This window comes from Kosakonia sp. Marseille-Q7440, from assembly GCF_965119485.1.
In genome coordinates this window covers 2,419,186-2,442,942 of the sequence record NZ_CBCPLT010000001.1, presented here as the reverse complement: position 1 = coordinate 2,442,942, position 23,757 = coordinate 2,419,186, and the positions used below count along the sequence as shown (strand labels likewise).

General features: G+C 54.5%; 24 protein-coding genes. 15 read left to right on the top strand and 9 right to left on the bottom strand.

What is annotated here, in order from left to right:
- Positions 1-25 precede the first annotated feature (25 nt).
- The 4 genes from tsaB to rnd all read left to right on the top strand — a co-directional run bounded on the left by tsaB (position 26) and on the right by rnd (position 4,436).
- Complete coding sequence (gene tsaB / locus ACWPW2_RS11300; RefSeq protein ID WP_454123068.1) at positions 26-721, top strand: tRNA (adenosine(37)-N6)-threonylcarbamoyltransferase complex dimerization subunit type 1 TsaB; 696 nt, start codon at positions 26-28, stop codon at positions 719-721.
- Positions 722-757: 36 nt separating this feature from the next.
- The gene (locus ACWPW2_RS11295; protein ID WP_023480101.1) at positions 758-1,345 is read left to right on the top strand and encodes a Slp family lipoprotein; all 588 of its coding nucleotides are present in this window, start codon (positions 758-760) and stop codon (positions 1,343-1,345) included.
- A gap of 205 nt (positions 1,346-1,550) precedes the next feature.
- Complete coding sequence (gene fadD / locus ACWPW2_RS11290; protein WP_023480068.1) at positions 1,551-3,236, top strand: long-chain-fatty-acid--CoA ligase FadD; 1,686 nt, start codon at positions 1,551-1,553, stop codon at positions 3,234-3,236.
- A gap of 72 nt (positions 3,237-3,308) precedes the next feature.
- Positions 3,309-4,436 carry a ribonuclease D gene (rnd, locus tag ACWPW2_RS11285; protein ID WP_454123066.1) on the top strand — a complete coding sequence of 376 codons (1,128 nt, stop codon included), beginning with the start codon at positions 3,309-3,311 and terminating at the stop codon, positions 4,434-4,436.
- 86 nt (positions 4,437-4,522) lie between these two features.
- Here the strand turns inward: rnd and minE are convergent, their stop codons facing one another.
- Genes minE through minC form a run of 3 tightly spaced genes read right to left on the bottom strand, consistent with a single transcriptional unit; the run spans position 4,523 to position 6,323 of the window.
- Positions 4,523-4,789 (bottom strand): cell division topological specificity factor MinE, encoded by a 267-nt coding sequence (gene minE, locus ACWPW2_RS11280; RefSeq protein WP_004384978.1) that lies wholly within the window; start codon positions 4,787-4,789, stop codon positions 4,523-4,525.
- A gap of 3 nt (positions 4,790-4,792) precedes the next feature.
- Positions 4,793-5,605: a septum site-determining protein MinD gene (gene minD / locus ACWPW2_RS11275; RefSeq protein WP_454123063.1), complete on the bottom strand. Its 813-nt coding sequence runs from the start codon at positions 5,603-5,605 to the stop codon at positions 4,793-4,795.
- Positions 5,606-5,627: 22 nt separating this feature from the next.
- The gene (gene minC, locus ACWPW2_RS11270) at positions 5,628-6,323 is read right to left on the bottom strand and encodes a septum site-determining protein MinC (RefSeq protein ID WP_124968079.1); all 696 of its coding nucleotides are present in this window, start codon (positions 6,321-6,323) and stop codon (positions 5,628-5,630) included.
- A gap of 122 nt (positions 6,324-6,445) precedes the next feature.
- Between minC and ACWPW2_RS11265 the strand changes: the two genes are divergently transcribed.
- From ACWPW2_RS11265 to ACWPW2_RS11255, 3 genes are all read left to right on the top strand, one after another.
- Complete coding sequence (locus tag ACWPW2_RS11265) at positions 6,446-6,721, top strand: YcgL domain-containing protein (protein WP_454123060.1); 276 nt, start codon at positions 6,446-6,448, stop codon at positions 6,719-6,721.
- A gap of 140 nt (positions 6,722-6,861) precedes the next feature.
- On the top strand, positions 6,862-7,521 hold the full coding sequence (locus ACWPW2_RS11260) for a fumarylacetoacetate hydrolase family protein (protein WP_023480083.1): 660 nt from the start codon (positions 6,862-6,864) through the stop codon (positions 7,519-7,521).
- A 91-nt stretch (positions 7,522-7,612) separates the two neighbouring features.
- Positions 7,613-8,059 (top strand): YcgN family cysteine cluster protein, encoded by a 447-nt coding sequence (locus ACWPW2_RS11255; protein WP_023480182.1) that lies wholly within the window; start codon positions 7,613-7,615, stop codon positions 8,057-8,059.
- Between the two features lie 59 nt (positions 8,060-8,118).
- Here ACWPW2_RS11255 and dsbB read toward each other — a convergent pair whose 3' ends face one another.
- Positions 8,119-8,649 (bottom strand): disulfide bond formation protein DsbB, encoded by a 531-nt coding sequence (dsbB, locus tag ACWPW2_RS11250; RefSeq protein ID WP_124968081.1) that lies wholly within the window; start codon positions 8,647-8,649, stop codon positions 8,119-8,121.
- A gap of 306 nt (positions 8,650-8,955) precedes the next feature.
- Between dsbB and fadR the strand changes: the two genes are divergently transcribed.
- Entirely contained in the window at positions 8,956-9,675 is a 720-nt protein-coding gene (fadR, locus tag ACWPW2_RS11245; RefSeq protein WP_023480058.1) for a fatty acid metabolism transcriptional regulator FadR, read from the top strand.
- A 35-nt stretch (positions 9,676-9,710) separates the two neighbouring features.
- Here fadR and ACWPW2_RS11240 read toward each other — a convergent pair whose 3' ends face one another.
- Positions 9,711-11,243 carry a SpoVR family protein gene (locus ACWPW2_RS11240; protein WP_023480055.1) on the bottom strand — a complete coding sequence of 511 codons (1,533 nt, stop codon included), beginning with the start codon at positions 11,241-11,243 and terminating at the stop codon, positions 9,711-9,713.
- A 320-nt stretch (positions 11,244-11,563) separates the two neighbouring features.
- Here ACWPW2_RS11240 and ACWPW2_RS11235 point away from each other — a divergent pair, with 320 nt between their 5' ends.
- Both ACWPW2_RS11235 and dadX read left to right on the top strand, forming a co-directional pair.
- The gene (locus tag ACWPW2_RS11235; RefSeq protein WP_076770002.1) at positions 11,564-12,862 is read left to right on the top strand and encodes a D-amino acid dehydrogenase; all 1,299 of its coding nucleotides are present in this window, start codon (positions 11,564-11,566) and stop codon (positions 12,860-12,862) included.
- A gap of 18 nt (positions 12,863-12,880) precedes the next feature.
- The gene (gene dadX, locus ACWPW2_RS11230) at positions 12,881-13,951 is read left to right on the top strand and encodes a catabolic alanine racemase DadX (protein ID WP_279793284.1); all 1,071 of its coding nucleotides are present in this window, start codon (positions 12,881-12,883) and stop codon (positions 13,949-13,951) included.
- Positions 13,952-13,966: 15 nt separating this feature from the next.
- Here dadX and ACWPW2_RS11225 read toward each other — a convergent pair whose 3' ends face one another.
- Together ACWPW2_RS11225 and ldcA are read right to left on the bottom strand one after the other, a co-directional pair.
- Positions 13,967-15,700 (bottom strand): potassium/proton antiporter, encoded by a 1,734-nt coding sequence (locus tag ACWPW2_RS11225; protein WP_454123056.1) that lies wholly within the window; start codon positions 15,698-15,700, stop codon positions 13,967-13,969.
- Positions 15,701-15,813: 113 nt separating this feature from the next.
- Positions 15,814-16,725 carry a muramoyltetrapeptide carboxypeptidase gene (gene ldcA, locus ACWPW2_RS11220; RefSeq protein WP_454123054.1) on the bottom strand — a complete coding sequence of 304 codons (912 nt, stop codon included), beginning with the start codon at positions 16,723-16,725 and terminating at the stop codon, positions 15,814-15,816.
- 101 nt (positions 16,726-16,826) lie between these two features.
- Between ldcA and emtA the strand changes: the two genes are divergently transcribed.
- Entirely contained in the window at positions 16,827-17,441 is a 615-nt protein-coding gene (emtA, locus tag ACWPW2_RS11215; protein WP_023480169.1) for a membrane-bound lytic murein transglycosylase EmtA, read from the top strand.
- Here emtA and ycgR read toward each other — a convergent pair whose 3' ends face one another.
- Entirely contained in the window at positions 17,442-18,173 is a 732-nt protein-coding gene (ycgR, locus tag ACWPW2_RS11210; protein WP_124968086.1) for a flagellar brake protein YcgR, read from the bottom strand.
- Between the two features lie 209 nt (positions 18,174-18,382).
- Between ycgR and ACWPW2_RS11205 the strand changes: the two genes are divergently transcribed.
- Complete coding sequence (locus ACWPW2_RS11205) at positions 18,383-18,634, top strand: GlsB/YeaQ/YmgE family stress response membrane protein (protein ID WP_023480073.1); 252 nt, start codon at positions 18,383-18,385, stop codon at positions 18,632-18,634.
- 51 nt (positions 18,635-18,685) lie between these two features.
- Here the strand turns inward: ACWPW2_RS11205 and ACWPW2_RS11200 are convergent, their stop codons facing one another.
- The gene (locus ACWPW2_RS11200; RefSeq protein WP_454123051.1) at positions 18,686-20,389 is read right to left on the bottom strand and encodes an alpha,alpha-trehalase; all 1,704 of its coding nucleotides are present in this window, start codon (positions 20,387-20,389) and stop codon (positions 18,686-18,688) included.
- Positions 20,390-21,356: 967 nt separating this feature from the next.
- Between ACWPW2_RS11200 and ACWPW2_RS11195 the strand changes: the two genes are divergently transcribed.
- Genes ACWPW2_RS11195 through tssK form a run of 3 tightly spaced genes read left to right on the top strand, consistent with a single transcriptional unit; the run spans position 21,357 to position 23,745 of the window.
- Positions 21,357-21,848 carry a hypothetical protein gene (locus tag ACWPW2_RS11195; RefSeq protein ID WP_023480118.1) on the top strand — a complete coding sequence of 164 codons (492 nt, stop codon included), beginning with the start codon at positions 21,357-21,359 and terminating at the stop codon, positions 21,846-21,848.
- A 23-nt stretch (positions 21,849-21,871) separates the two neighbouring features.
- Positions 21,872-22,378 (top strand): type VI secretion system lipoprotein TssJ, encoded by a 507-nt coding sequence (gene tssJ / locus ACWPW2_RS11190; RefSeq protein WP_023480035.1) that lies wholly within the window; start codon positions 21,872-21,874, stop codon positions 22,376-22,378.
- Between the two features lie 23 nt (positions 22,379-22,401).
- A complete protein-coding gene (gene tssK, locus ACWPW2_RS11185) occupies positions 22,402-23,745 on the top strand; it encodes a type VI secretion system baseplate subunit TssK (protein ID WP_023480188.1) in 1,344 nt (447 codons plus the stop codon).
- Positions 23,746-23,757 lie beyond the last annotated feature (12 nt).

The following is a 23,757-nucleotide window of genomic DNA, read 5'->3' as shown; positions in this document are numbered from 1 at the left end:
TTGTTGAATCTGGACTGCTATACCCATGCGAATTCTGGCTATTGATACCGCCACAGAAGCCTGTTCTGTCGCCCTTTGGAATGACGGTACGACCTTCGCTCACTTCGAACTTTGCCCTCGTGAACATACACAACGGATTCTGCCGCTGGTCAGAGCCGCCCTTGCCGACGCCGATGTTAAGCTTACCGATCTCGACGCGCTGGCCTTTGGCCGCGGGCCGGGCAGCTTCACCGGCGTGCGTATCGGTATTGGTATCGCACAGGGCCTGGCGCTCGGCGCGGAGCTGCCGATGATTGGCGTTTCGACGCTGGCGACGATGGCGCAGGGTGCCTGGCGCAAAACCGGCGCGACCCGCGTGCTGGCCGCCATTGATGCCCGCATGGGTGAAGTCTACTGGGCTGAGTATCAGCGTGATGCCGATGGCGTCTGGCACGGTGAAGAGACGGAAGCGGTGCTGAAGCCTGAGGCGGTAAGCGAGCGTCTGCAGCAGCTTGATGGCAGCTGGGCGATGGTTGGCACCGGCTGGGGCGCATGGCCTGAATTAGCAGCGAATAGTCCTCTTACGCTGACCGATGGCGAGATGTTACTGCCCACGGCGGAAGATATGTTGCCCATCGCGCGCCAGCTATTTGCCGCGCAAAAATGGGTTGCCGTTGAACAGGCGGAACCGGTTTATTTGCGTAACGAAGTGGCGTGGAAGAAACTTCCTGGCCGGGAATGAATCTCAGTAGTACTAACTGAGTTAAGGGGTCGCATGATGGCGGGTCAAAAAGGGTTTATGCAGCTGTTGCTGGCAGGGCTGGTAACGGTAGCGTTGAGTGGGTGCGTGACGGTGCCCGATGCGATCAAGGGCACCAGCCCGACACCGCAGCAAGATTTAGTGCGGGTGATGAATGCGCCAACGCTCTATGTCGGCCAGGAAGGGCGTTTCGGCGGGAAAGTGATCAATGTGATCAATCAGCAGGGCAAAACCCGACTGGAGATCGCCTCTGTCCCGCTGGATGAAGGCGCCCGCCCGGTGCTGGGCGAGCCCTCTGTCGGGCGAATCTATGCCGACATCAACGGCTTTGTTGACCCGGTCGATTTTCGTAACCAGCTGGTCACCGTGGTCGGGCCGATTACCGGTACCGAAGCGGGTAAAGTGGGCAGCGCCTCCTACACCTACATGGTGATGCAGGTGAACGGCTACAAACGCTGGCGCTTGCAGCAGCAAATCATGATGCCGCCGCAGCCGCTCGACCCGTGGTTCTCCGGCCCGGGAGCCTATCCGTGGCGCACAGGCTACGGTCCATGGGGCTGGTATCCGCCCGAACCCGCTCGTGTACAAACGGTCGTAACAGAGTAATTTCTTGTTTTGACAGGAAAAATAAACAGCGGCCCGGCCGCTGTTTTTGTTTCCTGTATTAGATGACAAAAATAATTAGTGACGCGCTTCGCAACCTTCCGTCCGGTTAATTTTCAAACTGGTACGCTGAGTTAATATAATGTTAATTTCTTGTTTATTAACTGGGGCTGCGATGACAACAAACACTCATTTTAGAGGTGATGCATTGAAAAAGGTTTGGTTAAATCGTTATCCCGCCGACGTACCTGCGGAGATCAACCCTGACCGTTATCAATCCCTGGTTGAATTATTTGAACACTCAGCAGCCCGTTATGCCGATCAGCCGGCGTTTATCAACATGGGCGAGGTGATGACCTTCCGTAAACTGGAGGAGCGCAGCCGGGCATTTGCCGCCTACCTTCAGGAGGGGCTTGGCCTGCAAAAAGGCGATCGCGTAGCGCTGATGATGCCGAACCTGCTGCAATACCCCGTTGCGCTGTTCGGGATTTTGCGTGCCGGGATGATTGTGGTAAACGTTAACCCGCTCTACACACCCCGCGAGCTTGAGCATCAGCTTAACGACAGCGGCGCGGCAGCAATCGTCATTGTCTCCAACTTTGCCCACACGCTGGAGAAGATTGTCGACAAAACCCAGGTGCGGCACGTCATCCTGACCCGCATGGGCGATCAGCTCTCGACGGCGAAAGGGACGGTGGTCAACTTTGTCGTTAAATATATCAAACGGCTGGTGCCGAAATATCATCTGCCAGATGCCATCTCGTTTCGCCGCGCGCTGCAAAACGGCTACCGCATGCAGTATGTTAAGCCGGAGCTGGTACCCGAAGACCTGGCGTTTCTGCAATACACCGGTGGCACCACCGGCGTGGCAAAAGGGGCGATGCTGACCCACCGTAATATGCTGGCTAACCTCGAACAGGTGAACGCCACTTACGGGCCGCTGCTGCATCGCGGCAAAGAGTTGGTGGTCACCGCGCTGCCGCTTTATCACATCTTTGCCTTGACCATGAACTGCCTGCTGTTTATCGAACTGGGCGGGCAGAACCTGCTGATCACCAACCCGCGCGATATTCCGGGGCTGGTGAAAGAGTTGGGCAAATACCCTTTCACCGCCATGACTGGCGTGAACACGCTGTTTAACGCGCTGCTTAATAATGACGATTTCAGAAAGCTCGACTTCTCCTCGCTGCACCTTTCCGCTGGCGGTGGGATGCCGGTGCAGCAGGCGGTGGCGGATCGTTGGGTCAAACTGACCGGGCAGTATCTGCTCGAAGGGTATGGCCTGACCGAATGCTCGCCGCTGGTGAGCGTCAACCCACATGACATTGACTACCACAGCGGCAGCATCGGCCTGCCGGTGCCGTCGACCGAAGCGAAGCTGGTGGATGACGACAATAATGAAGTCGCGCCGGGCGAACCGGGCGAGCTCTGCATTAAAGGGCCGCAGGTGATGCTCGGCTACTGGCAGCGTCCTGATTCAACGGATGAGATCCTGCGTGATGGCTGGCTGCATACCGGTGATATTGCGGTGATGGATGACGAGGGCTTCCTGCGCATTGTCGATCGCAAAAAAGATATGATTCTGGTCTCCGGTTTCAACGTCTATCCGAACGAGATCGAAGATGTGGTGATGCAGCATCCCGGCGTGCTTGAAGTGGCTGCCGTTGGCGTGCCGTCCGCGAATAGCGGCGAAGCGGTCAAGCTGTTTGTGGTGAAAAAAGAGGCTTCCGTGACTGAGGAGGCGCTGATCGCTTTCTGCCGCCGACAGCTTACCGGCTACAAGGTGCCGAAGCAGGTGGAGTTCCGCCCGGAGCTGCCGAAATCGAACGTCGGAAAGATTTTGCGACGAGAATTACGTGACGAAGCGCGTGCCAAAGTGGACAATAACGCCTGAGCTATCCGTTAGCCTCCCGAACGCCGGTTAAAGCCGGCGTTTTTTATGGGCGCAAACTGAAGAGAAAATGATTTGAATTACCAGATGATAACGACGAACGACGCGCTGGCAGCGATATGTGAAGCCGCCAGTGCGTTTCCAGCCATTGCCCTCGATACAGAATTTGTCCGCACCCGCACCTACTACCCGCAACTGGGTCTGTTGCAGATGTATGACGGCGAGCGTGTCACGCTTATCGATCCGCTGACCATTACCGACTGGACGCCGTTTCGCGATCTGCTCACCAATACGGCAATCACCAAGTATCTGCATGCGGGAAGCGAAGATCTGGAAGTGTTCCTCAATACGTTTGGCGTGCAGCCGCAGCCGATGATTGATACGCAGATCCTCGCGGCATTCTGCGGTCGTCCGATGTCATGGGGCTTTGCCTCAATGGTGGAGGAGTTTACCGGAACGGCGATTGATAAAAGCGAATCCCGCACCGACTGGCTGGCGCGTCCGCTGACCGAGCGTCAGTGTGACTATGCGGCGGCGGATGTCTGGTATCTGCTGCCTATCGCCGGAAAACTGCTGGCGGAAACCGAGCAGGCGGGCCGACTGGCTGCCGCGCTCGATGAGTGTCGTTTAATGATGCAGCGCCGCCAGGAAGTACTGGCACCGGATGAGGCATGGCGTGAAATCACCAATGCCTGGCAGCTGCGCCCGCGCCAGCTGGCCTGTTTGCAACTGCTGGCATCCTGGCGTCTTCGCAAGGCGCGCGAACGCGACATGGCAGTGAATTTTGTCGTGCGCGAAGAGCATCTCTGGGCAGTGGCGCGCTATATGCCGGGCAGCCTCGGCGAGCTGGATAGCCTTGGTCTCTCCGGCAGCGAAATCCGTTTTCACGGTAAAACCCTGGTGGCACTGGTGGCGCAGGCGCAGGAGTTGCCGGAAGAATCACTGCCTGAACCGCTGCGTAATTTGATGGATATGCCCGGCTATCGCAAAGCGTTTAAAGCGATTAAAGCGCAGGTGCAGACAATCAGTGAAAGCGAAAATATTAGCGTTGAGCTGCTGGCTTCGCGTCGGCAGATTAATCAGTTATTAAACTGGCACTGGAAATTAAAGACGCAAAATAGCCTGCCGGAATTAATCAGCGGCTGGCGCGGTGAATTGATGGCCGATCGTCTGAACGCGTTATTAGCAGAGTATCCGCAATAAGGCTGTAAATAATTACAGTGTATTTGAGCGAATAAATAAAAAGGCAGAATCTCTTCTGCCTTTTTTTATTGCCCTTATTGCGAAGACTATTTCGTCTCTTCCGCTTCTGGCAACGTGACGTTCAACTCCAGAATAGAAATATCGTCCCCTTTCTGCTCCAGCTGTACGGTGACCATCTCCGGATCGATCTGTACATATTTGCAGATGACTTCCAGAATATCGCGCTTCAGCTGCGGCAAATAGTGGGGTTCAGCGTCGCTGCGGCGGCGCTCTGCAACAATAATCTGCAGGCGTTCTTTAGCGATGCTGGCGGTATTCTTTTTTCTGGAGAGAAAAAAGTCGAGTAATGCCATAACTTATCCTCCGAACAGGCGTTTGAGGAAACCTTTCTTCTCTTCTTCAATGAAGCGGAAAGGACGTTCTTCTCCCAGCAGACGTTCCACGGCATCGGCATACGCTTTACCGGCGTCAGCATTGGCATCCAGAATAACTGGCTCGCCCTGGTTGGAGGCCCGCAGTACAGACTGATCTTCCGGGATCACGCCAATCAGTTTGATGCGCAGAATTTCCAGCACATCTTCCATGCTCAACATGTCGCCACGGTTAACGCGGCCAGGGTTGTAGCGGGTGAGCAGCAGATGCTCTTTAATCGGCTCTTCACCTCTCTCCGCACGACGTGATTTGGAAGCCAGAATCCCCAGAATACGGTCAGAGTCACGCACGGACGATACTTCGGGGTTAGTGGTGATAATGGCTTCATCGGCGAAGTAGAGCGCCATCAGCGCGCCGGTTTCGATGCCAGCCGGTGAGTCGCAGACGATAAAGTCGAAGTCCATTTTTTTCAGATCTTCTAATACCTTATCAACGCCTTCACGGGTGAGGGCGTCTTTGTCGCGCGTCTGCGATGCCGGGAGAATATAGAGGTTTTCAGTGCGCTTATCTTTGATCAACGCTTGATTCAGCGTTGCGTCGCCCTGGATAACGTTAACGAAATCGTACACAACGCGGCGCTCGCAGCCCATGATCAGGTCAAGGTTACGAAGGCCAATATCGAAGTCGATAACGACCGTTTTCTTGCCCTTCTGGGCTAAACCAGTAGCGATGGCCGCGCTGGAGGTGGTCTTGCCAACGCCCCCTTTACCCGAAGTAACAACAATAATGCGTGCCATAGGAGTTCCTTGTTAAAAGGGCTTAATCTAAGGGTTGAATTGTCAAAGCGTTACCTGCCAGTTGCAGACGCGCCGCTTTGCCATAAAATTCGGCCGGGATTTGATCGCTCAGCCAGTACTCACCCGCAATGGAGACCAGCTCCGGCGTCAGGTGGGTACAAAATATTTGTGCTTCATCATCACCGCTTGCGCCTGCCAGCGCGCGCCCGCGCATCATGCCGTAGACGTGGATATTGCCATCGGCAATGAGCTCCGCGCCTGCGCTCACGTGGCTGGTGACAATCAGGTCGCAGTTCTGCGCATAAATGCGCTGACCGGAGCGCACCGGGGTATCAATCAGCCGTGTTTTAATCGCCGGCGTGGCGACGGATACCGGTTCAGCAACGGGCTCCTGACGCGGTTGCGCTTTCTCTTTGCCTTCCGACAGGATAGGAAAACCGGCGCGTTCAATTTCCGCTTTCAGTTCAGCGTCTTTGCAGCCGCTAATACCAACAACATGCAGGCCGGTGGCAGCAATGCTTTTTTGCAATTGCGGCCAGTCAATCGGACCTACCAGTGCTGAGACATTCACCACCACGGGAGCATGCTGCAAAAATGCAGGAGCCTGAGCGATTTTGTCTTCTAACGCCTGACGAATAACCTCGGGTTTTGCATCATGCAAATGAACCACAGATAAGGTAAAACTACTGCCTTTAAGCTCGATGGGCGTGTTTGACATCCTGACCTTACTCATTTTGCTCTAAACACCCGAAAACGGGGTGATATTCTGAAGACTACCGGGCATGTTATAGTCCCTGTTATATTCAGGCAAGTAACCACCTCCTAATTCCGAGTAAAAGTATGTTTTGTGTGATCTATCGAAGTGCCAGGCGTGAACAGACTTATCTGTATGTCGAGAAAAGAGACGATTTTTCCCGCGTGCCGGAAACATTAATGCAAAGTTTCGGCCAACCGCAGTTAGCAATGATTTTACCGCTCGACGGCAGTAAAAAATTAGCCGGCGCGGATCTGGAAAAAGTAAAAGCCGCGCTCAGCGAGCAGGGATATTATTTACAGATGCCACCGCCGCCGGAAAATTTACTTAAAGCCCATCTCGCGGCGAACGCTAAGCAATAACCCTCTCTAAAGGCGGCGGATTATTCCACCGCCTTTTTTTAACTCACTTAATCCCTCTCATTTTGCGATTTGACAAACCGCCGGGCGGCGCGGATAGTCATTTTTCGCTCATGTTCAACGTGTTACCGGAGAGGCAAAACATGTATCAACATCATAACTGGCAGGGCGCTCTGCTGGATTACCCGGTGAGTAAAGTGGTGTGCGTCGGCAGTAACTATGCGAAGCATATAAAGGAGATGGGCAGTGCGACGCCGGAAGAGCCGGTGCTGTTTATTAAACCTGAATCCGCATTGTGCGACCTTCGCCAGCCGCTGGTGCTGCCGACTGAGCTTGGCTCGGTGCATCATGAAATTGAACTGGCGGTGTTAATTGGTGCAACGCTGCGCCATGCCACCGAAGATCATGTTCAACAAGCGATAGCGGGCTACGGCGTGGCGCTGGATCTGACCGCGCGCGACCTGCAAAGCAAACTGAAAAAAGCAGGGCAGCCGTGGGAGAAAGCGAAAGGGTTTGATAACGCTTGTCCCATCTCGGGTTTTATCCCCGCCGCTCAGTTTGAGGGCGATCCGCAAAACAGCTCGCTGGAGCTGAAAATTAACGGCGAGATCCGCCAGCAGGGCAGCACTTCAGACATGATCCACAAAATCGTGCCGCTGATTGCCTATATGAGTAAATTTTTCACCCTGAAAGCCGGGGATGTGATCCTCACCGGTACGCCGGAAGGCGTCGGGCCGCTCAGCAGTGGTGATGAACTCGAGCTGCGTCTCAACGAACACTCTCTCTCGACCCGCGTGCTTTAATGCTTTTGCCGCTCATTCGGGCGGCAAAACTTGCATCCCTCTGCCAGAGTGGTTATAAGGTGCACCCTGGTTACCAACGGCGGATTTTATCATGAGCGACACTCCTTTCTGGCAAAGCAAAACTCTCGACCAAATGACGGACGCGGAGTGGGAGTCGCTCTGTGACGGCTGCGGGCAGTGCTGCCTGCACAAACTGATGGATGAAGATACCGACGAGATCTACTTCACCAACGTCGCCTGCCGCCAGTTAAATATCAAAACCTGCCAGTGTCGTAACTACGAGCGCCGTTTCGAATATGAACCGGACTGCATCAAGCTGACCCGTGAGAATCTGCCGACCTTCGAATGGCTGCCGCCAAGCTGCGCCTACCGCTTGCTGGCTGAGGGGAAAAATTTGCCGGTCTGGCACCCGCTGCGCACCGGGTCAAAAGCGGCGATGCACGCTGAACGTATTTCGGTTCGCCATATTGCGGTGAAAGAGTCAGAAGTGCGCGACTGGCAAGCCCATATCCTGAATAAGCCAGACTGGGCGGATTAAGGCTCTGCTTCCCATCACTGCTTTTATCAATAAAAAACGCTCCCGAAGGAGCGTTTTTTTTACCGGCCAAACAGGTCGCGTTTCTTCGGCTTAAAGAACTGCGCAATCAGCACCAGCAGTGCCACCACCAGATAGGCGACAAAGATCCCCAGCAGCCACTGTGGCATGTCGAGGTTCAGAAATTCCCACTGACGCTGCGCGCAATCGCCGGAGGCGACAAATACCTGCGGCAGCCATTTATCCAGCGGCAACCAGCTTGGGAAGCGCGCGGCGAAATCGCAGGTCATAAAAGGGGAGGGGTGAAGCTGGATCTGCGTGTGTTCCCACGCCAGCTGGATGCCGCGAATGGCGCTATAGATCCAGATGGCAAGGGCGGCAAAGCGAAGCGGCGTTTTTGGCGCAATGGCACCGACAATACCGGCACCCATCACACCAAACAGGGCGCAGCGCTCGTAAATGCATAACACGCACGGTTTCAGCAACATGACATGCTGGAACCACAGCGCTGTCATCTCAAGCGCAAAGGCGGTTAACGCCATCAGCAGCCAGGCGCCGCGCCCGTGTGAGCACTTATTTAAATATCGCAACATAATCATTTCCCTGGAGATGCGTAGAGACCGCAGTGTAAACGAAATCAATCTCAAGGCCACTAGCGGGGGCAAAATAATGCGTAATGGAATGTTTAGTCAGCAAAAAGTAAAACATCGCCTACGTCATTTTGGTCGATTTACAGTTAATTATTTGGATTTAAGGCATATTTGCGCGAAATATTCATGTAACAAATTCGCCAAAATAAAACGTTGATCGCCTTTTTTCTTCCACCCCTACGCTACCTGCCCACTGCATGCTTTGGTATGATGAGTGCTCATTGCTTAGCTGTGTTATGGAAATCTTATATGGTCATTAAGGCGCAGAGCCCGGCGGGTTTCGCGGAAGAGTACATCATCGAAAGTATCTGGAATAGTCGCTTTCCTCCCGGGTCGATTCTTCCTGCTGAACGCGAGCTCTCTGAACTGATTGGCGTCACTCGTACCACACTGCGTGAAGTTCTGCAGCGACTTGCCCGGGATGGCTGGCTTACTATCCAGCATGGCAAACCGACAAAAGTGAATAACTTCTGGGAAACCTCAGGTCTGAATATTTTGGAAACGCTGGCACGTCTGGATCACGAAAGCGTACCGCAGTTGATCGATAACTTGCTGTCCGTGCGTACCAACATTTCCACGATTTTCATTCGTACTGCGTTTCGCCAGCATCCTGAAGATGCGTTAAAGGTGCTCGCTACCGCGCGTGCAGTAGAAGATCACGCCGATGCGTTTGCTGAACTGGATTACAACATTTTTCGCGGGCTGGCGTTTGCTTCCGGCAACCCGATCTATGGTCTGATCCTGAACGGCATGAAAGGGCTCTATACCCGCATTGGTCGCCACTACTTCTCCAGCCCGGAAGCGCGTAGCCTGGCACTCGGGTTTTATCATCGGTTGGCAGAGATCTGCGAGCATGCCCAGCACGACCAGGTTTACGAACTGGTTCGTCGCTACGGTCATGACAGCGGAGAGATCTGGCATAAGATGCAGAAAACGATGCCTGGCGATCTCGCACTACAAAGTCGATAGTGACAAAAAACCCCTCACAAGAGGGGTTTTTTATATCACAGTACGTTGCTTCGCGGCGGACAGCGCTCCAGCAGCTCCACGCTGCCATCTTCGTTTTGCTGCTCCAGCAGAACATCAAATCCCCATAAGCGATGCACATGTTTCAGCACTTCGCGGCGACCTTTATCGAGCGGGGCGCGGTTATGCGGAATGTAGCGCAGGGTCAGCGAACGATCGCCGCGCAGATCGACGTTCCAGACCTGAATATTGGGCTCAAGATTACTCAGGTTGTACTGGGATGAAAGTTTCGAGCGGATCTCGCGGTAGCCCTCTTCGTTATGGATGGCGGCAATCTCCAGGTAGTTATTACGATCGTCATCCAGCACGGTGAAGAAGCGGAAGTCACGCATGATCTTCGGCGACATAAACTGGCTGATAAAGCTCTCATCTTTGAAATCACGCATGGCGAAATGGAGCGTCTCCAGCCAGTCGGAGCCGGCGATATCCGGGAACCAGTAGCGATCCTCTTCCGTTGGTGACTGGCAGATGCGCTTAATATCCTGGAACATGGCAAAGCCAAGGGCGTAAGGGTTAATGCCGCTGTACCACGGGCTGTTGTAAGGCGGCTGGAATACCACGTTGGTATGGCTGTGCAGAAACTCCAGCATAAAGCGGTCAGTCACTTTCCCTTCGTCATACAGGTGATTAAGGATGGTGTAGTGCCAGAACGTCGCCCAGCCTTCGTTCATCACCTGCGTCTGCTTCTGCGGATAAAAATATTGGCTCACTTTGCGCACAATACGCAGGATCTCGCGCTGCCACGGCTCCAGTAGCGGCGCATTCTTCTCCATAAAGTAGAGTAAGTTCTCCTGCGGCTCCGCCGGGTAGCGGCGCGCCTGGGCGACGGCCACCTCTTCATCGCGTTTTGGCAGGGTGCGCCACAACATATTTACCTGGCTTTGCAGATACTCTTCCCGGCTTTTTTGCCGTGCTTTCTCCTCCTGCAAGGAGATTTTCTGCGGACGCTTATAGCGGTCAACGCCGTAATTCATCAGTGCGTGACAGGAGTCGAGCAGTTTTTCCACTTCGACCACGCCATAGCGCTCTTCGCAATCGGTGATGTATTTACGCGCGAAGATCAGGTAATCGACAATCGAGCTGGCATCAGTCCAGCTGCGGAAGAGGTAGTTATTTTTGAAAAACGAGTTGTGCCCGTAGCAGGCGTGCGCCATCACCAGCGCCTGCATGGTGATGGTGTTCTCCTCCATCAGATAAGCGATACAGGGATTGGAGTTAATCACAATCTCGTAAGCCAGGCCTTGCTGGCCATGCTTATAGAGCCGTTCGGTTTCAATAAACTTCTTGCCGAACGACCAGTGGGGATAATTGATAGGCATGCCGACGCTTGAGTAGGCATCCATCATCTGTTCTGAGGTGATCACTTCGATTTGATGCGGATAGGTATCCAGCCGGTAGAGTTTCGCCACCCGGTCAATCTCTGCCAGGTAATCATCCAGCAGCTCGAATGTCCAGTCGGGTCCATCGCTCAGACGAATAGAATCCTTATTCATTGAGTCAATCGTAGCCATTAGCGCGCCCTCATTGTTCTCGACACTCTCTGTATGGAGCATCTCATTTCAAGCATAGAACACTGATTTAAAAGTGTACGCCAGCCCTCACCAAATCTTCACGATATTCCCGCTCGCTCACCGCGTAAAAAGGTATAGTGGCAAAATATTATGCTGCGGCGATAGAGTGCGCAGCAGGAGATGCTGAATATCCGCAGCCCTTACCGGGCGGCGATGTTGTGAGGAACATCACCATAAAAAAGCCATATGTTGAATAATATTTTCATCTGAGTTATCAATTTGTAATCAGATGATTGTGCTTTACTCACGGGAGAAGGGATATGCGAGTTGTTGTATTGGGCAGCGGCGTTGTTGGCGTCACCAGCGCCTGGTATTTACGCCAGGCCGGACATGATGTCACCGTAATCGATCGCCAGCCGGGGCCTGCACTGGAGACCAGCGCCGCCAACGCCGGGCAGATCTCGCCGGGCTATGCTGCACCGTGGGCTGCGCCCGGCGTGCCGCTGAAAGCGATCAAATGGATGTTTGAGCGCCACGCGCCGCTCGCCATCAAGCTCGACGGCTCCTCATCGCAGCTCAAATGGATGTGGCAAATGCTGCGCAACTGCGACACCCGGCACTATATGGAAAACAAAGGGCGCATGGTGCGTCTGGCTGAATATAGCCGCGATTGTCTGAAACTGCTGCGGGAAACCACCGGCATCCAGTATGAAGGCCGCCAGGGCGGGACGCTGCAACTCTTCCGCACCGCCGAACAGTATGAGAACGCCACCCGTGATATCGCCGTATTGCAGGAAGCGGGCGTGCCGTATCAGTTGCTGGAATCGGCGCGTCTGGCCGAGGTGGAACCAGCGCTGGGCGAAGTGGCGCACAAGCTGACCGGCGGTCTGCGACTGCCAAATGATGAAACCGGCGATTGCCAGCTCTTCACTCAACGGCTGGCGCAGATGGCCGAAGCCGCCGGGGTAGTCTTCCGCTTCAACACGCCCGTCGATCGCTTGCTTTACGAAGGCGAAAAGATCTACGGCGTGAAGTGCGGAGAAGAGGTGGTAAAAGCCGATGCTTACGTGATGGCTTTCGGCTCCTGGTCCACCGGCCTGCTGAAGGGGATTGTTGATATCCCGGTTTATCCGCTCAAGGGCTACTCGCTGACCATTCCGGTGGCGCAAGAGGATGGCGCCCCGGTTTCCACCATTCTTGATGAGACCTACAAAATCGCCATTACCCGCTTCGATCAGCGCATTCGCGTCGGCGGCATGGCAGAGATCGTTGGGTTCAATACCGAGCTTTTACAACCGCGGCGTGAAACGCTGGAGATGGTAGTGCGCGATCTCTTCCCGCGCGGCGGCCATGTTGAGGAGGCGACCTTCTGGACCGGCTTACGTCCAATGACGCCAGACGGCACGCCGGTGGTTGGCCGCACGCCGTTTAAAAATCTGTGGCTCAATACCGGACACGGCACGCTCGGCTGGACAATGGCCTGCGGCTCCGGGCAACTGCTCAGCGATCTGATGACCGGTAACACACCGGCTATCGCCGCAGACGATCTGAGCGTGGCGCGTTATCTTCCGGGGTTCACGCCTGCGCGTGCCCAGCATCTCCACGGCGTACATAGCTGACAGGCGTAAGGAATAGACATGTCTCGTCCGGTTCTGGCGACCCTGGATTTACAGGCGTTAGCCAATAATTTGCAAATAGTACGCCGCGCAGCTCCCGACGCCAAAGTCTGGTCGGTGGTTAAGGCAAATGCCTACGGTCACGGCCTGGAGCGCATCTGGTCAGCGCTCAATAAAACCGATGGCTTTGCGATGCTCAACCTTGAGGAGGCGATCCTGCTGCGCGAGCGCGGCTGGAAAGGGCCTCTTCTAATGCTGGAGGGTTTTTTTGATGCAGAGGAGCTGGCGCTTTATGACCAGTACCGTCTCACCAGCGGCGTTCACAGCAACTGGCAACTTAATTTACTGAAAAATGCGAAGCTGCAGGCACCCCTTGACGTCTACCTCAAAATCAACAGTGGTATGAACCGCCTCGGTTTTCTGCCGGAGCGCGTACACAGCGTCTGGCAGCAACTGAGCAGCTTTGCCAGCGTCGGCAATATCACTTTGATGTCGCACTTTGCTGAAGCGGAGCGTCCGGACGGTATTTCGCAACCGATGCGGCGCATTGAGCAGGCGGCAGAAGGGCTGCCGCTGCCGCGATCGCTCGCCAACTCTGCCGCGACGTTATGGCACCCGGAAGCGCATTTTGACTGGGTTCGCCCCGGCATTATCCTTTACGGTGCCTCACCATCGGGCAGATGGCAGGATGTGGCGAACAGCGGTATTCGCCCGGTGATGACGTTGAGCAGTGAGATCATTGCCGTCCAGACGCTGAAGAGCGGCGACGCCGTCGGCTACGGATGCCGTTACCGTGCGCAGACGGAGCAGCGTATCGGCGTGGTGGCGTGCGGTTATGCGGATGGTTATCCGCGCCAGGCTCCCACCGGCACACCGGTGCTGGTGGATGGCATTCGCACCACGGTGGTTGGTGCGGTCTCAATGGATATGCTGACGGTCGATCTCACGCCGTGCCCGCACGCCAGCATCGGCGCGCCAGTGGAGCTGTGGGGCAGGGATATCAAGATTGATGACGTGGCGGCGGCGGCCAATACGGTCGGGTACGAGTTGATGTGCGCGCTGGCACCGCGTGTACCCGTTGTGACAATGTAACTTTCAGCGAGGCGCTTACTCCGCCTCGCTTTCCACCACTTTAACACCCACTTTTGATACTAAATTTTCACTCTTCTCGGCGACTGTCCAGATCATGCCGGCAAACTCAACCTGATCGCCCACCACCGGAGCAGCACCCAGCAGTTGTTGCACAATCTCACCGAGGGTTTGCTGGTTATCGCGATGCTCAAGCCCCTCATCAAGACCATAAATCATCGCAATGTCGGCAAATTTGGCATTCGCTTCGAGGATAAAGTCACCAAAGAAGCGCTGATCCAGCGACACCGGCGGTGATTCACTGAAGAGCTTCCCGAGAGCCGGAAGATCTTTTTCGCGGCCAATCACGCAGAGCACATCGCCTTCGCGTAACCGGGTGCTGCCGGTCGGGTGCAGCAGGCTGTTATCGCGGAACAGTGCCGCAATGCGCGTCTCTTCCGGCATGTGCAAGTCGCGCAGCGCTGCGCCCACGCACCACTTGTCGGCACTCAGTTGATAGACGAACTGCTCGAAGGGGTTATCCGGGTGAATATCCAGCCCGACGCGCGAAACCGGCCAGCCCACCGGCGGCACCACCACTTTGGCTTTTTTCGCCGCCCAGCCCAGAGACGTTCCCTGGAATAGCAGCGAAATCAGCACCACGAAGAAGGCAACATTAAAGAAGAGGCGGGCGTTGTCCAGCCCGGCCATCATCGGGAAGGTAGCAAGAATAATCGGCACCGCGCCGCGCAGGCCGACCCAACTAATAAAGATGCGCTCGCGCAGGTTGAAACCGCGAAACGGCAGCAGGCTGGCGAACACCGAAAGCGGACGGGCAAAAAAGATCATCCATGCCGAGAGGATCAGCGCAGAGAGTGCAATCGGCATTAAATCAGACGGTGTCACCAGCAGGCCGAGCACGAGGAACATAGCAATTTGCGCCAGCCAGGCGAGACCATCGAAGTTTTGTAGAATGCCGAAGCGATTACGAATCGGGCGATTGCCCAGCACGAATCCGCATAAATAGACTGCCAGGATCCCGCTGCCGTGCAGCGCCGTAGTAACAGAGAAGATCAAAATCCCGCCGCTCAGCGCTAACAGAGGATAGAGGCCAGGCGGCAGAGCAATGCGGTTGATCATCTGTTGTAGCAGGTAGCCGCCCGCGCCGCCAAGCAGAATGCCAAGGCCGAACTCGCGCAGAATGTGCAGGAAGAAGGTGAAATCAATATTGGCGTGGTGGCTCTGGATCATCTCAATCAGCGTGATGGTCAGAAACACCGCCATCGGATCGTTGCTGCCGGACTCAATCTCAAGCGTTGAGCCAACACGCTCGTTCAGCCCTTTACCGCCGAGCAGCGAGAAGACCGCCGCCGCATCGGTTGAACCGACAATCGCGCCAATCAGGAAGCCTTCCATAATATTGAGCTTGAAGAGCCAGGCCGCCATCATGCCGGTCAGACCTGAAGTAATAAGCACCCCAATGGTCGCCAGCGAGAGCGCGGGACCGAGCGCAACGCGGAAAGAGCTGGCGCGCGTACGCATACCGCCGTCGAGCAGGATGATCGCCAGCGCCAGGTTACTGACCATATAGGCCAGCGGGTAGTTGTCGAAGGGAATGCCGCCGATGCCGTCAACGCCTGCCAACATACCAATCGCCAGAAAAATGACCAGAATCGGAATACCAAGGCGGGATGAGAACGAACTCAATAAAATACTGCAGGTTACCAGTACAGAACCCAGAATAAACAGACTAATTATCGCCCCAGCGTCCAATGGTATGCTTCTCCTTCTCTTCTCGGTGAGATCCCGGCACCGACCGGGATTTATTACGGCACATTATAATAACGGCAGAAAAAGCAATTTAATAAGGGCATTAAAGGCTTTTTTTACGCCGAGATTGTGGGATGGCCCGTGAGGGTCAGCGTTGATTTTTCAGCGTGTTGCAATATGGCGTGCGCACCCAGCGGCAACGTGACGGTTTTCGCTTCGTGTCCGAAGTCCAGCCCGGCGATCACCGGGATTGCCACCCGTGAACGTAACCAAGCCACCATCTTCTCTAAAGTGTAGCCCGCATCGTAATCGTTGGGTTGCGCATGGGAAAAACTGCCGAGGATCAGCGCGCGCTGCTGCGCGAGGATCCCGCTGTAGAGCAGTTGCAGCAGCATGCGTTCAACGCGGTAGGGATGCTCATTGATATCTTCAACCACCAGAATGCCGCCGGGCACCGTCGGCAGCCACGGAGTGCCAATCAGTGAAGTCAGCATGGCCAGGTTTCCACCCCATAACCTCCCTTCAACATGGCATTGCGGCCCGTCGCCGTCCCACTCAACGGTAAAGGTTTTATTGCGTATGGCCCGCCAGAAGTGCTCCTGCGTAAAGGCATTGAGCGGCTCGGCACCAAAATTGCCCGCCAGCATCGGGCCGCTAAAGGTGATGGTGCCGCCAGCCGCCAGCAGGCCGCACTGAATAGCCGTAAAGTCGCTGTGGCCGCAAATCACCAGCGGTTGCTGCTGCTGGCGTTTGACCAGCGCCTGCCAGTCAATGTCGGCCAGCAGACGGCTCGCGCCGTAGCCACCGCGCACCGGCATAACGATCAGATTATCCCCAACCAGGCGGGCCAGGTCATTGATGTCTGCCAGCCTTTCAGCTTCGCTACCGGCAAAACGCTCCTCGCGTCGCGTAATCACCTGTTGATTGTTGACCCGGTGACCCTCGCGGGTGAGCCGCTCAACGGCCAGCGCCGCAGCACGCTGATTAATGCAGTACCCGGAGGGGGCAATTAAATGGAAAGTGGACATGGCATTTCCTTGCTGACATCTCTAAACAAACAGTTATCATGCCGCTAACCCTGGTCATTGTCATCCGCCGTGATGTACAGCTTATATAAGGATTTTCTGGCGTGAAATTAAGATGGTTTGCCTTTTTAGTGGTGCTGCTGGCGGGCTGTAGCTCGACAAAACAGGATTATCGTAATCCCGACTGGAACCCGGAAGTGCCGGTTAAACGGGCGATGCAGTGGATGCCGATTAGTGAAAAAGCCGGCGCGTCGTGGGGCGTAAGCCCGGAACTGATTACGGCGATGATTGCCGTGGAATCCGGCGGCAACCCGGAGCTGGTCAGTAAATCGAATGCGGTGGGTCTGATGCAGCTGAAAGCGTCAACGGCGGGGCGCGAAGTCTATCGTCGTATGGGCTGGAGCGGGCAACCCTCGACGCGCGAGCTGAAAAACCCGGAGCGCAATATCTCAATGGGCGCGGCCTACCTGAGCATTCTTGAACATGGGCCGCTTGCCGGGATCAAAGATCCGCTGGTGATGCAGTATGCGCTGGTGGTCTCTTATGTGAATGGCGCGGGCGCGCTGCTGCGCACCTTCTCTTCGGACCGCCAGGAGGCGATTGACGAGATTAACTCGTTAAGCCCGAAGGGCTTTTTGCAGCACGTAGCGGAAAAACACCCCGCGCCGCAAGCCCCGCGTTATATCTGGAAAGTACAAAAAGCGATGGATGCGATGTAATTAGCGCACCCGGCTGGCGCGTTCGCGCGCCTCGCGCTCCAGCGCAAAGATGATGCGCTGGAGTTCGCGCTCGACGCCCGGGCTGACATTTAAAAAGCGGAAGCTCAGTCTCGGCGTGGCGATGGTGTCATTTTTACCATCCACAACTTTGCGCTCGCCCACGGCAATCAGCTGCGCATCAAAGTAGAACTGCCCCCACGAAGCCATATCCAGCTCAACCTGCGAGAAGCGCATGCCAGGCTCGACATTTTCCGGCAATTCACCATCCAGCAGTGCACCCATCCCACCGAGCGAGAGATCAAACAGACGAAAGCGCAGCTGGCTCTTATCGGGCAGTTTCGCTTTGCAGAAGTAAGCCGGGTGGAGCGGGGCGCTAATGCGGAAATATTCCCGACGTTGAATAAACCACAGCGTTTCCGGGAGCGGCGTGATAAACGCAGGCAGATCCTGATAATCGCCGGTGGTGAGCGCATTAAGCGTGAACTCAACCTTTGCGCCATGGGTTTCAGCGGTAATAGTCACTTTACCGGCACGTTGAACAGCGCTGTTCTCATACTCCTGACTGCCAAAATCCATCACCAGCGCCTCAGGGTTCACCTCAAGGATTTTGCTGATAAATTGACCGCTACCCCAGCTGATGCAAACCGGCACCTGCGTTTTTTGCAGGTCGCGCAACACACCCAGCACGGCCAGAGGATTTTGTTTCAGGAACTGCTCACTGTAATTGCTCACGCCGAATGGCTCCTCGATACTGACACAACGTCGATGGTTTATCGGCAATCTATGCCAGAACTTAATACAAATGGTAGAAATTATTTCATTAAATTATGAATTAAATCTGTGAGATGACAGCGCTTTTGCGCAAGACATCTATACTGTACGCAACGCACTACAGGGTAGGGCGTTCATTTACACGTCATAAACGAAAGGAGAAAGTGAATATGGGTATTCTCGCGTGGATTGTATTTGGCCTGATTGCGGGCGTAATCGCGAAATTCATTATGCCAGGACGCGACGGCGGCGGCTTTATTCTGACCTGTGTGCTGGGGATTGTCGGGGCAGTGGTCGGTGGTTGGCTGGCAACAATGTTCGGTTATGGCGGCGACATTACGGGCTTTGACATGCACAGTTTTATCGTCGCGGTGATCGGCGCGATTGTCGTGCTGGCGGTTTTCCGCCTTGTACGCCGGTAACGGATCTTCTCTGAAAAAAGGCCGCATTTTTATGCGGCCTTTTTTTATACTTTACTGCGCCACTTTCTGCGCCGTCGGCTCAGCGACAGGTGTGGCATTTTCCGCAGGCTGTTTTTGCGGCACGCTGTCGCACGGTTTCTCTTTCGGGCAGATGAGATCGAGCATTTTTAGCGTCACGCCGTTAGTCCAGCCAAAGCCATCCTGCAACGGATATTCACCGCCGCCGCCGCCCGTACCGGTGGAGCTGACATCATACTTTTCCACCAGCTTCTGCTCGCGATCGTAGGTGTGCTGAACGTTGGTCAGGAAGCGCCAGCTAACACTCATCGCCAGTTTTTGATGGTCATAGTTCTGCAATCCGGCGGCTGCGACCCATTGCAGTGGTGCCCAACCGTTCGGCGCATCCCACTGTTGACCGCTTTTAACAGTAGTCGTGGTGATGCCGCCCGCTTTTAACAGACGCGCTTCGGTCGCCGCTGCTACTTTGTCGGCGCGATCTTTTGCCGCCGCGTTAACAAACAGCGGATAGAGAGCCGCAGCGGTCAGCTGATTGCGCACCTTTTTGGTTTTCAGATCGTAATCGGCGTACCAGCCCTCTTTCGTATTCCACAGATTGGTCTCAATGGCTTTTTGCCGGGCGGTGGCCAGCGCGTCATAGTGGCTCGCTTTAGCACTATCGCCAGAGACCTGATAAGCGCGGGAGAGCATCTTCTCCATCTTAAACATCAGCGCATTGAGATCGACCGGCACAATGCTGGTGGTGCGAATCGTACCAAGCTGTTCAGGATCGTCCATCCAGCGGGAGCTGAAGTCCCAGCCGGAAGCTGCAGCGGCGCGTAAATCACGGTAGATCTCCGTTGCCGGGCGATTCGGGTTGTTTTTCGCTGTCGTAACATCTGCCAGCCACGACTCCGGTCTCGGCGTTGAGGAATCATCCCAGTAGCGGTTCAGAATGCTGCCATCGCTTAGTTTCACCACGCGCTTATTCGCCTCGCCCGGCTGTAGCGCATCGGTACCTTCCATCCAGTACTGATACTCTTTCTCCATCTGCGGTAACCAGGTTTTCAGTACCTCATCACCGTCATGCGTCGCCAGTAACTCCACCATCAAAGAGAAGAAGGGCGGTTGTGAGCGGCTGAGGTAGTAGCTGCGGTTACCATTCGGAATATGCCCCCAGGTATCAATTTCATAGCCGAAATTGGCGACCATATCCTCGATTTTGTCCCAGTGGCCGCTTTCGGCAAGGCCGAGCATGGTGAAGTAGCTATCCCAGTAATAGACTTCGCGAAAACGCCCGCCGGGCACGACATAGGGTTTAGGCAGCGGTAAAAGTGAGTCCCATTTGCCCGCGCTATCGGTGGTGCGCGTCAGTTCTGTCCATAAGCCGTCGATATGTTCACGCAGGTTTTGTCCGGCAGGCGGCACATAGGGCTTGCCTTTTTCCGGCAGCGTAAAGTTCACCTCGACAAAATGGCGCAGATCAAAGCTGCTCTGGTTCCGCTGCATGCGGTAATCCGCAAGGATCATCAGTGGGTCGCTCTTGGGAACCGCGTCGGCAAAGGTTTTTTGATCGGGGAAGAGTTTGGCGCTTTGCACATCACTGAATAACGGACCGAGAAGGATGTCGGGAGTTTGCGGCGGGTTTTGCGCTTCAGCCGCGAATGTTGGGGCATTTGCGGCAAGTAATGTTCCACCCAATGCAAGTTGCATGACCAGAAAGAGGGTGCGCGGCTGGCGCAAAACAGGTTTTATCATTGACGTCTCCTTAGCGAGCAAGCAGCGGGCCGCTGCATTCAACCTTGACCAAAACCATAGACGAATCTCAGACAATTCGTGTGCTGTGCCCGGCATTTTGTGTCAATCCGGAGAAATTACCTCTCGCCTCTGAGCGATCCGGCAGTTCGGGGCGGCCAGGGTAGCGAAGAGCTTTGTCTTACTGCAGAGAAGGCAGGTAGCAAAGAGAAGGTACAGCCGATTGCCTTATTTTTAATCAATGAGCTTTGGCTGAATGGATTCGGTTAAGCGCGCTTTATTAGAGTTTAGTCACACTGAATGAAATAAAGTGCGGCCGTCACCTTGTAAAAGCGATTTACTGCAGTAATAGTTTTGTCTGTAACTATCTTTTTCGAAGAATAACGGAACTAAAAGTCGATATATTTCGCAAAAAATCTGGTTGCAGCGAAGAAAAGTCCCAAATAAACATTCTTAGCGCAAAGGTTAGCCCGACAATGTGGAATATCAGCTACCAAATATTGTAGTATTGCTTCGCTCTTTTTGACTTTTAGGAATTGTCCTATCTCATATTTCGGTCTGTATACTACCGGATTATGCATATAAAATTTTTATTATTATTCATCACTTTAGGATTATAATTGGCGGCGAGGGATTCATCTCAGAACAAAATTTTGCCGTTTTTCTGCTTAAGTGAAATTAATTCTTGAGATTTATCCTAATTTGCAAAAGAATTAAGTAATAGTTTTTCAACGGCTCGGCAATGATATTGAATTGAATTATCCGATCTGTAAAATCATGTCACGATAGTCAATGAAAAGTAATATTGTTGCGGCGGTCCTTGCGGACAGGCTCGTGCGGTAGCTATGCCCTTAATTCATTAACAGGTCGTTTAACGGACAAGGAACTGAGTCATTCATAACGATTTCATTTCCCCTCTCCATAACGATGCACGTCAACACAGTAATATATTTGCAATGGAACAAACCCTATGAACATGCGAATCGTATTGGCACTTCTTTTTGTATTTGGCGTCTCTGGCTGTGTAAAACATCAGAAACCCGCACCTTCCGACGACACAATTGTTACCAGTGAAGTGAATGGCGTAACCCTGACCCACCGATATGCCGTACTGCCGCCGAAGGAGTTCGAACCGGTTAAACAAGACTACCGCGCGCTCTACCCGGCATCTGTCATGAGCAAACCTGATTTCGGCGGCAAAGTCATTCGCCAGCTGGAAGCGGGCAAAACCTACGTTGTGCTTGGTCAGGTTGAACACTTCTGGATGGCGCTGGCCGATGAAGGTCAGGAAGAGCTGATTGGCTATGTGCCGATGCGTGCGGTCGTTAAAAGCGAACTGTACGAAAAAACTCTGCGCAACGATCGCCGCAAAGTTCAGCGTAAAAAAGCGAACTGCGTAACGGTCGACGGCAGCGGTAAGGCTTGCAAAAACGTTAAATCCGGGACCTGGATCATCGATTAATCCAGCCGTGATGAGTACCTGCTATGAATAATAATTCGGTTGTACGCCAGATTAGCCTGGTGTTTTTCTTTGTGCTGGCCACCCTGGCCAGCGGTTGTGGATCGTCTTCACACAGCGTACCTACCAGCTATAACCTTCAGTTCAGGGCTCATCCGCAAATCAATGAGTCCGCTCCCCTTAAAGTCAGGGTGTTGCTGTTGAAATCGGACGCGACATTTATGTCCGCCGATTTCTGGTCGCTGCAAAACAACGCCGATAGCGCACTGGGCGGCAATCTGCTGAACAGTGATGAGTTCTTCCTGATGCCCGGTCAGCTGTCAAAAACGCTGACCGGCAACAGTTCGCCCGAAGCGCGCTACATTGGCGTGATGGCGGAGTATCAGGCGCTGGACGGCAAAAAATGGCGAATCTCCCTGCCGTTACCGGTACAGGGGGAGTCTCACTTCTATGAGTTCTGGAAATCGTCAGAAGATGCGCTGGAAGCCAACATCTTTCTCGACGTTAACGGAATACGCGTGATTTCCAAATAGCGCCATCCTGACAGGAATACAGTATGAATAAAGCAGAAAAGGTCGTCTGGACCGAAGGTATGTTTCTGCGTCCCCACCATTTTCAACGCGCGGAAAGCTATCTTCAGCACCATATTCGCGAGTGGGGAACCCTGCAGCGCCCCTATCTTTGGGGCTACCTTGATATCGAACTCGACGACGCGATGCTTCGCCAGGGGTGCATTGCCGTCAGTTATGCCAGCGGCTTACTGCCAGACGGCACCTTCTTCTCTTTCAACGATGCTCGCCAGGCACCAACCCCGCTGGTGATCCCGGATAACCTCACTAACGAACGTGTCGTGCTGGCGCTGCCAGCCCGTCGCGGCGGTCGCGATGAAGTGATTTTCAGCGAAGAGAAAGATTCGCTGGCGCGCTACGTCACCTGGGAGAGCGAAGTCGATGATGACAACGCCATGTCCGTTGGTCCCGCTGCGGTGCAGTTTGGGCGCCTGCGCCTGAAACTGATGCTGGAGAAGGACCTCAGCGCAGAGTGGACGGCAATTGGTGTGGCGCATGTGCTTGAAAAGCGCAACGACAACCAGGTGCGCATCGACAACCGCTATATTCCGCCCATGTTAAACGCGGTCAATAATCCTTCGCTCTACGCGGTGATGAACGATCTGCAGAGCCTGCTGATGCAGCGCAGCCAGCAGATTGGTCAGCGTCTGCGCCAGCCTGGACGTTTCAACACCTCTGAAATGGTGGAGTTCTCGCTGCTGGCACTGATTAACCATCACGTCGGGCAGATGTCGCACCTGAAATCGCTGCCGATGATCCACCCGGAAGAGTTATGGCGCAGCTGGCTGGCGTTTGCCACCGAGCTCACCACCTGGACCGCGGCACGCTCGCCGGAAGAGACGTTGCCGATTTATGACCATGACGATCTCGCCGGCTGCTTCAGTAAATTGCAGCTGATGCTGCGCCAGGGGCTGTCGCTGGTAATGGAAGAGCATGCCATCCAGTTGCCGCTCACCGAGCGTACTCATGGCCTGAACATCGCCACGCTGCCAACCACCACCATGGCGCGCGAGTTTGGTTTTGTGCTGGCGGTGAAGGCCAGCGTCCCGGGCGAAATTCTGCAAACCCACTTCCCGGCGCAGATGAAAGTCGCGCCAGTGACCAAAATCCGCGATCTGGTGCAGCTTCAGCTGCCTGGCATGAAGCTTCGCAGCATGCCTGTTGCACCGCCGCAAATTCCATGGCACGCCGGTTATAACTATTTTGAACTGGAAAAGGGCGGCGAGCTCTGGAACGAAATGGAAAAATCGGGCGCTTTCGCACTGCATCTGGCGGGCGAATTCCCCGGTCTTGATATGGAATTTTGGGCCATCCGTAGCCCGACGGAATAACACAGCGAGCGC